The organism is Actinoplanes sp. 13 (assembly GCF_056134165.1).
The window spans coordinates 26,719-40,134 of sequence record NZ_JBVYOQ010000040.1 but is presented as its reverse complement, the minus strand read 5'-3'; the positions used below and the strand labels follow the sequence as shown (position 1 = coordinate 40,134).

9 protein-coding genes are annotated in these 13,416 nt (G+C 68.9%); 4 read left to right on the top strand and 5 right to left on the bottom strand.

Annotation, left to right across the window (positions count from 1 at the left end):
- Positions 1-43: 43 nt before the first annotated feature.
- From AC0NH5_RS39830 to AC0NH5_RS39815, 4 genes are all read left to right on the top strand, one after another.
- Positions 44-1,054, top strand: coding sequence for an aldo/keto reductase (locus AC0NH5_RS39830; RefSeq protein ID WP_474413061.1), 1,011 nt, complete (start codon positions 44-46; stop codon positions 1,052-1,054).
- Positions 1,055-1,133: 79 nt separating this feature from the next.
- Positions 1,134-2,744, top strand: coding sequence for a LamG-like jellyroll fold domain-containing protein (locus AC0NH5_RS39825; RefSeq protein ID WP_474413059.1), 1,611 nt, complete (start codon positions 1,134-1,136; stop codon positions 2,742-2,744).
- Between the two features lie 92 nt (positions 2,745-2,836).
- Positions 2,837-3,655, top strand: coding sequence for a MerR family transcriptional regulator (locus AC0NH5_RS39820; protein WP_474413057.1), 819 nt, complete (start codon positions 2,837-2,839; stop codon positions 3,653-3,655).
- 80 nt (positions 3,656-3,735) lie between these two features.
- Positions 3,736-4,290, top strand: coding sequence for a putative immunity protein (locus AC0NH5_RS39815; RefSeq protein WP_474413055.1), 555 nt, complete (start codon positions 3,736-3,738; stop codon positions 4,288-4,290).
- Positions 4,291-4,323: 33 nt separating this feature from the next.
- Here AC0NH5_RS39815 and AC0NH5_RS39810 read toward each other — a convergent pair whose 3' ends face one another.
- From AC0NH5_RS39810 to AC0NH5_RS39790, 5 genes are all read right to left on the bottom strand, one after another.
- Complete coding sequence (locus tag AC0NH5_RS39810) at positions 4,324-5,007, bottom strand: hypothetical protein (protein ID WP_474413053.1); 684 nt, start codon at positions 5,005-5,007, stop codon at positions 4,324-4,326.
- 154 nt (positions 5,008-5,161) lie between these two features.
- Positions 5,162-8,434, bottom strand: a complete 3,273-nt coding sequence (locus tag AC0NH5_RS39805; RefSeq protein ID WP_474413051.1) for a discoidin domain-containing protein — start codon at positions 8,432-8,434, stop codon at positions 5,162-5,164.
- Positions 8,431-9,864 (bottom strand): glycoside hydrolase family 43 protein, encoded by a 1,434-nt coding sequence (locus tag AC0NH5_RS39800; RefSeq protein WP_474413049.1) that lies wholly within the window; start codon positions 9,862-9,864, stop codon positions 8,431-8,433. Before AC0NH5_RS39800 ends, AC0NH5_RS39805 begins: the two co-directional genes overlap by 4 nt.
- A 12-nt stretch (positions 9,865-9,876) precedes the next feature.
- Positions 9,877-12,336 carry a beta-L-arabinofuranosidase domain-containing protein gene (locus tag AC0NH5_RS39795; RefSeq protein WP_474413048.1) on the bottom strand — a complete coding sequence of 820 codons (2,460 nt, stop codon included), beginning with the start codon at positions 12,334-12,336 and terminating at the stop codon, positions 9,877-9,879.
- Between the two features lie 57 nt (positions 12,337-12,393).
- A complete protein-coding gene (locus tag AC0NH5_RS39790) occupies positions 12,394-13,233 on the bottom strand; it encodes a hypothetical protein (RefSeq protein WP_474413046.1) in 840 nt (279 codons plus the stop codon).
- Positions 13,234-13,416: the final 183 nt, after the last annotated feature.

The following is a 13,416-nucleotide window of genomic DNA, read 5'->3' as shown; positions in this document are numbered from 1 at the left end:
AAATGCGGTTGTCCGTCCTTTGTGGTTTGCGAAGAATGATGGGATGGAGCACAGATATCTGGGAGCAAGCGGGCTGCGCGTGAGCGAGCTGTGCCTGGGGTCGATGACCTTCGGCAACGAGGCTGACGAGCAGGCCTCCCATCAGCTGCTGGACCGGTTCGTCGAGGCCGGCGGCGATTTCGTGGACACCGCGGACGTGTACGCCCAGGGCGCGTCCGAGGAGATCATCGGCAGGTGGCTGGCCGGCCGGAACCGCGACGACCTGGTCATCGCCACCAAGTTCTTCTGGAGCACCGGCCGCGGCGGCGCTAACGACGTGGGTGCGGGCCGCAAGCGCATCCTCGCCGCGGTGGAGGACAGCCTGCGGCGGCTGCGCACCGACTACATCGACCTCTATCAGGTGCACTGCTTCGACGAGCGCACCCCGATCGAGGAGACGCTGGTGACCCTGGACGGCCTGGTCCGGTCCGGGAAGGTCCGCCACCTGGGCGTCAGCAACTATGCGAGCTGGCAGCTGCAGAAGTCCGTGGACCTGGCCAAGTTCCGCGGATGGGAGCCGTTCGTGGCCCTGCAGCCGCTCTACAACCTGATCGACCGGGAGGTGGAGCTGGAGCTTGCGCCGGTCTGCCGCAACGAGGGCGTCGGCATCATCCCGTGGTCGCCGATGCGGGGTGGCTGGCTGACCGGGAAGTACCGGCGCGGCATGACGCAGGCGCCGCCGGACACCCGGTGGGAGGGCGACCAGCAGCCGTGGCTGGGTGACTGGCAGAACAGCGTGGACGAGCGCGTCTGGGCGGTGACCGACACGCTGCTCGCCGTCGCGGACGAGATCGGCCGCAGCCCGGCGCAGGTGGCGCTGCGGTGGCTGATGCAGCGGCCGGGCGTGACCGCGCCGATCGTCGGGGCGCGGACGGTCGCCCAGTTGGACGACAACCTCGGTGCGGCGGACTTCGTGCTGGACGAGAAGAGCATGGAACGGCTGACCGGGGCGGGGCGGATGCCGCTGCCGTACCCGCACGGCTACCTGGCCCGGTCACCGCGCAGCCGGTCCTGAGCCCCGGTGTGTGAAGTTCGGGTGCGTATCGCACCCGAACTTCACACACTGTTCCTGCAACTCATGGCACCAACAACTCGTGGTCGCCGACGGCACGCAGACGCTGCGCCAGACGAACGCGGGCAGCGAGAACGCCCGGATCTTCGCCGGTGACGCGGCCTGGACCGACTACACCGTCTCGGCGCGGGTCAAGCCGCTGTCGTTCGGCTCGGGCGGCCTCGTCGGGCTGCTGGCCCGGGCGAAGAGCTCGACGACGTTCTACCGGCTGGCACTGTTGCCCTCCAACCAGGCGCAGCTGCAGACGGTGAACAGCGGGAACGTGACGGTGCTGGGCACGTCGTCGCGGGCCCTGCCGGTGGGTTCCTGGTACACACTGAGCCTCAGCGTCACCGGGACGACGGTCAGCGGCAGCATCGACGGGGCGGCCGTCGGGTCGGGGACGAACTCGGGGATCGCGTCGGGACGGATCGGGCTGCAGACGGCGTACGCCTCGGCCGGGTTCGATGATGTCGTGGTGACGACCGGCGGCACGCCGCCGCCGTCGAGTCCCACTTCCAGCCCTTCGACGAGTCCCTCGACCAGCCCCTCCACCAACCCGCCTGTTTCGGATGCGCTCCATGTGGCGCCGAACGGCTCGGCGAGCGCGGCCGGCACCCAGGCCGCGCCCACCACGCTGCCCGCGGCGATCACCCGGATCGCGGCCGGCGGCACCATCTACCTGCGGGCCGGCACCTACAACTCGTCGTCGACGATCACCGTGGCGCCCGGCAACAACGGCGGGCCCGGGGCACTCAAGAAGATCTTCGCGTACCCCGGTGAGCGGCCGATCCTGAACTTCTCCGCGCAGGCCGAGGACACCACCGCCCGCGGTCTCGCGATCAACGGCGACTACTGGCACGTCAACGGGCTGATCGTGGAGCGGGCCGGCGACAACGGGATCTTCATCGGCGGCAGCAACAACATCGTCGAGCGGACCGTGACCCGCTTCAACCGCGACAGCGGCCTGCAGCTCTCCCGGATCGCCTCGGACACGCCGAAGGCGCAGTGGCCGGCGAACAACCTGATCCTCTCCTCCGAGTCGCACGACAACGCCGACTCCGACGGGGAGGACGCCGACGGCTTCGCCGCGAAGCTGACCGTCGCCGGTGGCAACGTCTTCCGCCACACGGTGTCGCACCACAACATCGACGACGGGTGGGACCTCTACACCAAGACCGACACCGGCGCGATCGGCGTGGTCACCATCGAGGACTCTCTGGCGTACGAGAACGGGACGCTCAGCAACGGCGGGCAGGCCGGCGCCGGTGACCGCAACGGGTACAAGCTCGGCGGCGAGGACATCGGGGTGCACCACGTCGTGCGGCGGAGCATCGCGTACGACAACGGGAAGCACGGGTTCACGTACAACAGCAACCCGGGCAGCATGACGATCTCCAACAACCTGAGCATCGACAACGCCGAGCGCAACTTCAACTTCGACGCGGGCAGCCACGTCTTCCGTAACAACACGTCCTGCCGCAGCGGCAGCGGGACCAACGACCGGATCATCGGTAACTCGGACAGCTCGAACCAGTTCTGGTCCGGGTCGAACGGGTCCCGGTGCGCGTCGTACAGCGGGGCGCTGGCCTGGTCGTTCGCCTCGGACGGCCGACTGCTGGTGACCTTGGGAGGCCGGCCGGTGACGCTGTAGCCGTGCGGCGCCTGTCCCGGGTTCTCCCCGGGACAGGCGCTTGACCCTGCCGTTGGGGGAGACTCCAGGATCGTGTGCGGAAGGAGGAACCCATGACCGACCTGATCCCGATCGGCCGCTTCTCCCGGATGACCCGGCTCTCGATCAAGGCCTTGCGCTTCTACGACGAGCAGGCCCTGCTCACCCCGGTGCACGTCGACCCGCACACCGGTTATCGCTACTACAGCCGGCTCCAGGCCAACCGCGCCGAGGCGATCCGGATCCTGCGCTCGACCGGCATGCCGCTCGACGAGATCCGCGACGTGCTCGCCGAGGACGACCCGGAGATCACCGGCAAGCGCCTGGCGATCCACCGCGAGCGGTTGCTGGAGCGGCTGGCGGAGCAGGAACGGATGCTGCGGTTCCTCGAACGACTCATCGAACGAGGAGGGGGCATCATGCCCTACGAGGTCACCGTCCGGACCGTCGCGCCACAGCCGGTCGCCGCCGTCACCCTGCGCACCACGCTGACCGCCGTCGACGGCGACGTCGAGCAGGGCTTCGGCACCGTTGTCCAGGCCGTCACGGCCGCCGGTCAGCACCCCGCGGGGGCGCCGTTCATCGTCTTCCACGACGTCATCGACGAGCAGACCGACGGGACCATCCAGATCTGCGTCCCGGTCACGCCCGGCGCCAGCCTGCCGGCGGGCCCGGCGCACATCACCGAGATCCCGGGCGGTGAGATGGCGGTCGCTGTGCACCGCGGGCCGTACGGAGAGGTTTCGCCCGCTTACCACTACATCACCGGGTGGATCCAGGAACACGGTTACCAGCACGCGGGGCCGCCGCGTGAGGTCTACCTGAACGATCCGCGGTCGGTCAGCCAGGAGGAGCTGCTGACGGAGGTGCAGTTCCCCGTCAAGCCCGCGTGATGATTTGAGGGTTCGGCGCCGGCCCGCTGCCCATATCGGCGGAAAGCTTGAACCGCCGGTTCAACGATACCGTCGAAGGGGTGGCGGACGAGGATGTGCGGATCGAGCTCAGCATGGCGGAGCTGCGGGCGGTCGCGGGCTATGCGTTCGGGTGTGCGGAGCCGGCGCTGGAGATCTTCGAGCGGGTCCGTCCGGGTGATCGGCGGGCCCGCGATGCGGTCGATGCGGCCCGGGCGTTCGCGGAGGGTGCCGCGCGCGGCAAGGTGATCCGGGACAGGGCGTGGGCGGCACACCGGGCGTACCAGGAGGCCCGTGATGCGGCCCGTCCGGCGGCCAGTGAGGCGGCGCGGGCGGCCGTTGCCGCGGCGACTGCGGCCTATCTGCATCCGCTGGCCAAGGCGACGCAGGTGTTGCACATCCTGGGGCCGGCCGCCCATGCGGCTCTGGCGTTCGAGCTGGACGCCGGTGACGACCGGGAGGCCGCCGCACGCCATCTCGAGCGGGCGAGGAGTCTGGCCGGGCCCGTGGTCGTGAGCGTCCTGGCGCGATATCCGGATGCTCCGGGCGGCCGCGGCCGCGTGGGGGAGCTGCTGCGGGAGCTGGACGCCGCCTTGCGAGGGCCCGGAAGGCCCTGAACGGAGGTGGCGGCCGGGCGGTTGCCGGAGGGGTCAGGCGGAGCTGGACGCTTGGTAGCCCTCGACGTACTCCGCCGTACCCGTGGGCATCGGTGTGTTGTTCGAGGTGGCGAACCAGATCTCGTTCTCCAACCAGTAGCGGCAGAGGAACGTCTCGAACGACTCGCCGCAGAACGCGATGTCGGTGGGCTCGTCCTCGTCCTCGTCCTCGTCGTCGTTTTCGTCAGCGGGGGACCCGTAGTAGTCGCCTGAACAGACCACGGCATGGTCGCTGCCGTCGGCGGTCACATAGAGGTACCAGAAGAGGCAGCCCTGCTGGTCGGCGAGGAAGCGGATCAGATAACCGTCGGCGCCGGGCGCGCGGACCGGCTCGGCGCTGACGTCGAGATAGCAGGCTGTGCAGGAGCGGACCCGTCGTTGGAGCCCGGGAGTGCTCAGGAAGGTTACGAAGGCCGGCGGCAGGGTGAGGCCGAGCCGGTCGCACGCGGATCTCAGGTGCGGCAGCTCGGCCACCGGCTCTCCGCCGATCGCCCACTCATCCGCGGCGCGCTGTGCGGCCAGCCACGCCAGGTCGCCGGAGAGCCGGAACGGGACCGGGGGGAGGGCGGCGAAGTCGTATCGCCCGTAGGTCTCCATCTCGGGGCGGCTGCTCACGCCGGCGTCGGCCAGGCCCACACCCCACCAGTAAGGACGAAAAGGCGAATCCTGCGCCAGCACCCCACCCCACCTTGAACGAACATGTGACAGCGACGTGCCGGCACATTATCGCGGAGGTACGACATCGGTTCCCGGGCGCATCTGTCGACCAGGGGACGCCACGGCGTCGTGCCGGGACATCCCCTGGTCGGTGTCGACCCCCGGCGAGCACGGGCTAGGCGAAGGCTCGGACCTCGAGGAGGCCCACTGACGCCGCCGCGCTGGTCAGGGCGACGCGCAGGCGGGTGGTGCTGATCTGGCCGAAGGTGACCTGGTTGTACTGGTCGGCGGCCACGGGATAAGGACCCGGCGACGGGACGTCGACGTACCCGGTGCCGCTCCAGTACTGGAGCTTCCACGACGCGGGCAGGTCGATGCCCTGGCCGTCGTCGAAGAAGTAGACCTGGGCGGAGCGCAGGGTCTGCGCCGTGGGCCAGGTCAGCTCGGCCCACTGCTGGCCCTGTTCGGGCCACGTCCCCCACCGCGGGTTCGCCGTGTCGTTGGAGGACGACGGGTCGATGCCGTCGTTGAGGGCAGCGACGTTCTCCCACGACGAGGTGTAGGAGGCGCTCGGGGTCGCGGAGGCGGCCAGGTTCGGGTTGGCCGGGACCGTGCCCTGGCCGTACAGCTTCACTTCGGTGAGGCCGACCCGGGCGCTGCCGGACGGCTGGGTGAACTGCAGGCGCAGCCGGGACGTGGCGACCGGGGTGAAGGTCACCTTGTTGTAGTTGGCCTGCGGTGTGCCCGGCGACCTGACCTGCGCGGCGGCGTTCACCCAGGCCGAGCCGTTCCAGTACTGGACGGTGTAGGCGGACGGCGGCCGGTACCGGTTGCCGGCCCGGTCGTGCCGGAAGTAGAGCCGTGCCTCGTCGACGGTGCGGCTGGTGCCGAGGTTCAGCTCGAACCAGTCGGTCGCGTTCCCGCTGCCGGCGCTGCCCCAGAGCGGCGAGTTCGTCGGCAGCCCGTCGATTGCCGCGGCGGCCGACGTGCCCGAGGTGGTGTAGGACGCCGAGGCGGTGGCCCCGGACGCCAGGTTGGGCCGCGACGACGCGAGGTCCACGCCGGCCTTGGCGAAGATGTCCACCATCCGCGGGCCGCTCTGCACCACGTTCTGCGGTGCCTGCAGGCCGGGGAACGCGGTGCTGAACACCGTGGTCCCGGCGCCGCCCGGGAAGGTGACCGCCCCGGTTGCCGGGTTGTAGACGAACGGGGTCAGCCGGTCGACCGTCGCCACCCGGCTCCCGTTCAGGAAGATCGAGTAACCCTGCGGAACACCGCTGTAGCGGGTCACGCCGTCAGCCGGGTCGTCCCAGACGACGGAGAGGTTCGCGTTGCGGTAACGAAGGTTGTTCACCGCGAAGTGCGTCCATCCGATATTGATCGGGGACAACTCGATCTGCGAGTCGTTGCGCGGCCGCAGCCCCGCCACGTCCTCGATGATCGTCCAGTTGCTGCTGCCGAGGATGTTGTGGTGGATCCACGACCGGTAGTTGATCGTGCTGCCGTTCCAGTCGGCCCAGAACTCGTTGGCATCCGGCCAGGCCGTGTTGCCGCCGACGTACTGCGCGTACGCGTTCCAGTAGAGCAGCTTCTTGTAGTCCTCGTTGTTCATCCACGAGTTCGGGTAGTTGCGCAGCACCGACGAGTAGAGCCGGAACTGCACCGTCGAATTGATCGTGGAGAAGTTGTTGCTGCCCGGGTTGCCGGCCGCCGCGGCCGCCGCCTTGTCCCGCTGGTTGGCGGTGTAGAACGGGAAGATCGGGTATTCCGCCGGATCGGCGAACAGGCGCAGAGCCTCCCGGTACTGGGCGGTGTTCGGCATCAGCCCCACCGAGTACGGGTAATAGTTGTTGATCTCTTTCCACGGCACGTGCGTGTTGGTCGCCACGTGCTTGTGCTCGAGCAGCTGCCGCGCCGGGTTCCACAGCGTGGTGACCACGCCGTTGCGGATCCGGTCGGCCAGCGTCTGCATCTCGCCGGCCTTCGCGGAGTTGCCGAGCAGCGAGTACGCGTCCCGGGCCGCGTTGGCCGCCGACCACACGTACGCGGTCTCGGCCCGGTCCAGGTTGCCGGCCCGCCAGTGGAACGACACCGCGTCCGCGTCGTTGCCGGTCATGGCGCCCCAGTCGTACTCGATGACGCCGTTGCCGTTGGTGTCGTAGGTGGCGAGCTGACCCTTGGCGTCACCCTCCGCGTAACGGGCGAAGTTGGTCAGCATCGCCGGTTGTCCACCATGGATCTGATAGGCGCGCCAGGCCGCCTCGGCGATGTACTGCGTGTACGAGTTCGACCAGTTCTCCGGGTCGCCCGGGTTGTCCATGAACCGGCCGTTCGCCGAGTACTGCCCCACCGCGAGATAGGGACCGTAGGAGTACTCCGGGCTGCGCAGGTACTTCAGGTCGTCGATGTGCATCGGCTGGGTCAGCGCGATCGCGTTGTTGTAACCGGTCACGCCCTCGATCGACTGGGGGAACTGGAAGTCCTGCCCGGGGATGTCCGCGTCCAGGTGGTTGAAGCGCATCAGCCACCAGCGGTAGTAGATGTTCTTCTTGATCGCCGGGTCCGGCACGTCGATGTAGGGCACGTTGTCGGCCCACCACCGGTTGTAGGCGCGGACGTGCGTCGCGAACGCGTCGGCCGGCCCGGAAGAGCGGTAACTGTCGTATTCCGTCCGCGACGCGGGTATCTCGGTGGCGATCAGGCCGAGTTGCACCTTCACGGTGACTGTCTGCCCGGCAGCGACCGTTACTGATCGGCTCAGGCCACCGCTGCCGGCGGTGAAGCCGTCGCCCGAGAAACGCGGGTACAGCGTGGTGAGGTTGTTCTTGACCGCCCGTGTGCCGATCAGCTCGCTGCCGGTCACCGTGGTCGCGTACGGCGATGTGGCGTTCAGTTGCACGGTCGTCGAGGCGGACCCGGTGTTGACCACGGCGACGTTCGTGACCAGCACGTTGTTATTCGTGATGAACTTCGTGACGTCGAGCCGGACCGACCCGCCGGTGTGCACGCTGCGCCAGTGGCTCGGCGTCTGCCGGCGCTGCGCGGGCTGCTCGGTGAAGGTGCCCGGCGAGGCGGTGACGGCGTACGCGTTCTGGCTGCTGATGTTGTCCCAGTATGCCGCGTTGCCGCCGAAACCGATCACCGCCGGGTTGTGCGTGTACATGAAGGCCGCACGCCCGCGTGTCATCAGCCAGGTCCCGGCCGGGTCGTTGCCGGTGCGGGCCAGCAGCCGGTCCATCCAGAAGTCCGTGCCGGACGCCTCGGCGTCGTAGATCGCGCGCATGGTGTCGCCGGTCGTGTAACCGGCCGGCGGCGCCGGGATCGAGCCGGTGTTGGTGAAGGTGGGAAAACCGATGGGCTGGGCCGCCTGCGCCGGCGCGGACTGAGCGGCCAGACCGCTCGCGATCAGAATCAGACCCATGGTGTACGACGTGAGCCTGCGCCTCATGGCTGGAACGCCTTCCACTCGAGGACACCTGTGGAGTAGCCGCTGCGTGCGGTGATCTGGAGTCGCAGACGTGTTGAGTTGACTGTATTGAAGGTGATGACGTTGTCGGTGTTGCCGGCGACGCCACATGTTGACTGGTTCGGCACGTCAACATATGCAGTGCCGTTCCAGTACTGGATCCGGCACGAGGCCGGCACGTCGATGCCCTGGTTGTCGTCGAACCAGTAGACCGACGACCTGTTGATCGACCGGGCTGACGGCCACTGGTACTCGACCCATTGCGTGCCCTGCTGCGGCCAGTTGCCGTACACCAGGTTCGACCGGTCCTGCGAGCTCGCCGGCACCCCGCCGTTGTTGAGCGCCGCGAGGCTCTCCCATGACGAGACGTGCGACGTCGACGCCGTCGCGGACGGCGCGATGTTGGTGCCGCCCTCGCCGCCGCCACCCGGGTTCGGCGGGGGACCGGTGGTGGTCTGCACGACCGGCTGGATGGTGCCGTCGGCGTTGAAGGAGAGCCGGTCCACCGCCACCGACCTGCGGAAGTTGCCGCCGCCGGGCGCGTTGGCGTTGTGATAGACGATGTACCACCGGCCGTTGAACTCGACCACGCCGGCGTGGTTGGTGGTCGACGAGACCTGGCCGAGCACGACGCCGCGATGGGTCCACGGTCCGAGCGGGCTGGTCGCGGTCGCGTACCGCTGGCAGGCGTAACTCGAGTTCGTGACGCAGCCGCCGGTGTCGTTGGCGGCGTACATCAAGTAGTAGAGGCCGTTGCGCTTGAACATCCACGGGGCCTCCCAGAAGTTGGTGAGTCCCGCCGGGGTGACGACCGCGCCGACCGTGTCGATCATGTTGGCGGCCAGCCGGACCGCGCGCGGCCCCCAATAACCGCCCCAGTACAGATATGCCTGGCCGTCGTCGTCCACGAACACCGTCGGGTCGATGTTCAGGCCCGACGAGTTCGGCGTGCTGTCGCTGACCAGCGGCCCGCCCTTGGCGTCGGTGAACGGGCCGAGCGGGCTGTCGCCGACCGCGACGCCGATGTTCATCCAGCCGGGGCCGTTGCCGTTGACCGAGGTGTACCAGTAGTACCTGCCGTTGCGCGGCTCCACCTCACCGGCCCACGCGTCGGCGCCGGCCCACGGGAACGTCGCGATGCTCGCCCGGGCGCCGTGGTGCGTCCAGGTCGCCGCGTCGGTGGAGGAGAGCACGTGCCACTCGCGCATCAGGAAGTTGCTGGTGCCGGTGGGGGCCTCGTCACGGCCCGCGTAGATGTACATGGTGTTGCCGACGACCAGGGGCGCGGGGTCGGCGGTGTAGATGCTGGTGATGATGGGGTTGGCGGCCTGGGCCGGGGTGGCGACCGCGATCCCGGCCACCACGGTGACCAGCGCGCACAGGGCGGCGGCCGGCCATCTCCTTGCGGACATCTGACTCCTTCGCTACTGACCGTTGGCGTGCAGGTGGGAGACCTCGGCCGCGGACAGGGCCCGGCTGGTGATCCGGAGGTTGTCGACGGCCGCGGTCAGATAGGGATCGCCCGCGTACTGCGACCGGCCGATCCAGTTGCGAGTGGTGGCGCCCAGCGCCGACGGGCGCACCGTCAGCGCGCTGTTGCGGGCCACCTCGGCGCCGTCGACGTAGAGCACGCCGAGCGTGCCGGTGTGCGTGACGGCGACGTGCGTCCACGTGCCGGCCGGCAGCGCGGCGGGAGCGTCGATCCGCTGCTCGCCGCCGGCGCCACCGGTGGTGATCGCGTACCGCGCGGTACCGGTGCTGCTGCGCGGGGTGAGGAACAGGTAGGCGCCGGTGCCGGTGCCGAGGTCGAACAGGCGGGTCCAGGTCGCGGCGGCGTCGATGCGGACCCAGGCGGCGATCGAGAAGGCGGTCGCGCCGGCCAGGATGCCGGCGGGCAGATCGACGTACGCGCTACCGCCGTTCAGCAGCACCGCGTTGCCACTGCGCCCGGTCGTCCGGGCGGCGCCACCGGCGAGCGTGGCGGTCCAGCCGTTGCCGGTCGCGTCGGCCGCCGTCGTCCCGGACGCCTCGTCGAAGGGGTAGTGCGCGGAGGTCGCCCCGGCGGCGACGGTCCAGTACACCGAGTACCGCTGGCCGTGCGTCTTGTAGAACGGCCGGAGCAGCACCGAGCCGGTGGTGTACTCGAGCGCGGTGCCGGTGGGTGTCAGGCTCGCCGGGTTCAGCGTGGGCAGGGCGCTCAGGTTGCTGCTGCCGAACTGGCCGGCCAGCACGATCGGGCCGTGCTTGACCGCGCGTACCGCCGGGTTGTCCGGGGTGGGTTCCAGGGTCAGCGCCATCGGCAGGCTGATGTCGACGACGTCGCCGCTCGCCCAGGTGCGGTTGATCGCCAGGTACGAGCCGGGCACGGGGGAGCCGGTGAGCGTCCCGTTGACGCGCACCTGGGCGCCGACGGTCCACGACGGGATGCGGATCCGCAGGTCGATGGCGCCGGAGCCGGTGACGGTGAGCCGGGAGGTGGCGGTGTCCGGGAAGGTGGTGGCCTGGTGGACGGTGATGCCGCGGTCCGGCCAGATCAGCGTCGAGGCGACGAACAGGTTGACCCACAGGGTGGTGCCGCTGTGGAAGTACACGCTGTCGCCGAACTTGGTGTTCGTCTCCATCCCGGTGCCGTGGCAGCAGGTGAAGTTGTCGTAATCGTTGCTGTACGTCTTGATGCCACCGGGCCGCAGCGGCACGTAATAGCAGTGATGCCCGTGCGCCGAGTTCGGATTCTGCGCGCCGAGCAGATGGTTGTAGAGCGCCTTCTCGTAGAAGTCCATCAGCTCGGCGCCGCGCCCCGGATCGGTGAAGAACAGCTGCCGGGTGAGCTTGAGCATGTTGTACGAGTTGCAGCACTCGCAGGTCGTGTCGGACAGCTCGCTCGCGATCCGGTTCGGCGCCTGGAAGTACTCGCCGTTGGAGTTGCCGCCGATCGCGTACGAATGCTGTCGCACCACGAAGTTCCAGAAGTTGACGGCGATGTCGCGATAGCGGGCTGTTCCGGTCGCGTGATAGCCGCGGATGGCCGCGATCGCCTTGGGGATCTGCGTGTTGGCGTGGAATCCGGCGAGCGCGTCCACATTGTTCGCCAGCGGGTCGAGGACCTGGGCCTGGTCGAAATACTGGGCGGTGGTCAGGTGCGCGGTGTTCTCGCTCAGTTGATAGAGGTTGAACAGGGTCTCGCCGATACCGCCGAACTCGACGCGGAGCATCTGCTGCCGCTGCGCGTACGTCAGCCGGCTGTTGCGCGCCTGCGCCCACGCCGCCTTGCGCTGCAGCACGGTCAGCGCCTGCGCGTTGCCGGCCAGTTGATGCTGGTCGAGCAGGCCCTGCACGATCTTGTGCAGGGTGTAATAGGGCGCCCACACCTGCTGCCCGGTCTCCACCCGATCGATGAAGCTCTCCGGGTATGCCGAGAGATAGCCGTTCGATCGTTGGCAGAGCGCCAGCTGCGCGACAAGAAAATCACCCTTTGTCTTGTACGAACTGTCGCCGGTACTCGCGTACGCCTGGGCGAGAGCGGTCAGCACGTGGCCGATCGAATGCCCCCGCAGTTCCGTGGCGGGTGACTCCCAGCCGCCGCACGGCGTCGCCGCCGACGGCAACCCGGCGGTGACCCGGAACATGTGCAGCAGCCGGTCGGCGTTGAGGAACTTGAGATAGGTGTGGGTGCGGGCGGCGTTGTCGGCGAACGGGCCGGTGCCCAGGCGGACGGCGGTGAGCGGGAACGCGTAGGCGGAGACGCCGAAGTCGGGCCGGGCCGCTGCGACGGCTTGTCCTTGCGCCGGGGCGGCTTGTTGTTGCGCCGGGGCGGCGCCGGCCGGGAGGAGACCGCCCGCGGCACCCGCCGCGCCGGCCGTGAGGAGGGTACGACGAGAGAGCATGGGTCGCCTTTCTCTCCGGCGCCCCGGCCGGGCTCTCGGCCCGGCCGGGGCGGGAAATCAGTAGCCGTAACGGCTCTTCAGATGCCGCCACCAGTCGCGGAACATCCAGGCGTCGAACTCCGTGATCGACGAGGCGCTGCCGGCCTTCATCAGGAACCCGCCGACACCGCTCGGGGTCCAGTCGTAGAAGTCGTCCAGACCCCAGGTATGGCCGATCTCGTGCAGCAGGATGTGCATGTTGTTGGCGTTGAGGTTGTTCATGAAGTACTCGCGGCCGACCCGCTGACCCCAGTCACCACCGGCGCCGCCGCCGAACCCGTCGGTCAGCCACAGCGACTGGTCGTAGTGCCGGGCCATCCCACCGGGGCAGCGCGGATATTGCCCGTTCTGGTTGAAGAACCGTCCGCACGGCGCGGCGCACTGCGGCGCGTTCTCCCGGATGTCGTTGACGTAGATGTCCACGGACGTGTCGCTCCACTGGAGCTGGGAGCGGTTCCGGACGGCCCAGCCGACCACCCGGACCGGCACTTCGGCGTACGGCCAGGCGTTGTGCCCGACCAGCTCGTCCATCCACTTCTTGTGCTGCCGGGCCAGCGTGGCGTGGATCTGGTCGCGCTGGGCCGCGGTCACTGTCGCCGAGGAGTCCCAGCGGACGCAGTAGTTGATGTAGCCACGGTTGGCCATCACCTGGTCCCAGCCGTAGTTGCGGAACCCGTACAGGTTGCCGTTGTTGTAGGTCTGCTCCTGGTGCTGCCAGACCTGGTTGAGCGGCGTGACCAGGTTGGCCGGCGGGCTCCAGGTCGGCGGGGCGGCGTACGCCGGGGCCGGGGTCAGACTGACGGCCGTCAGCACGGCGATTATCGCCGTGAGGAGGGCTTTCACCGGTCGTGTTCTCACGGAACCTCCATGACATTCATGCATGTCGATTTCTTGGGCTGTAGTGCACCCCCGTGGCGCGTGCTGTGATGGTCGCCGGGCACTCGCTGCCGTCCGGCCGTGGCCGGTGCCCCGGGCTGCGAGTGCGCTGAGGCGATGCTCCGTCCCGAAGTCAGGCTTCCCTACGAAAACGTTTTCGGCAAG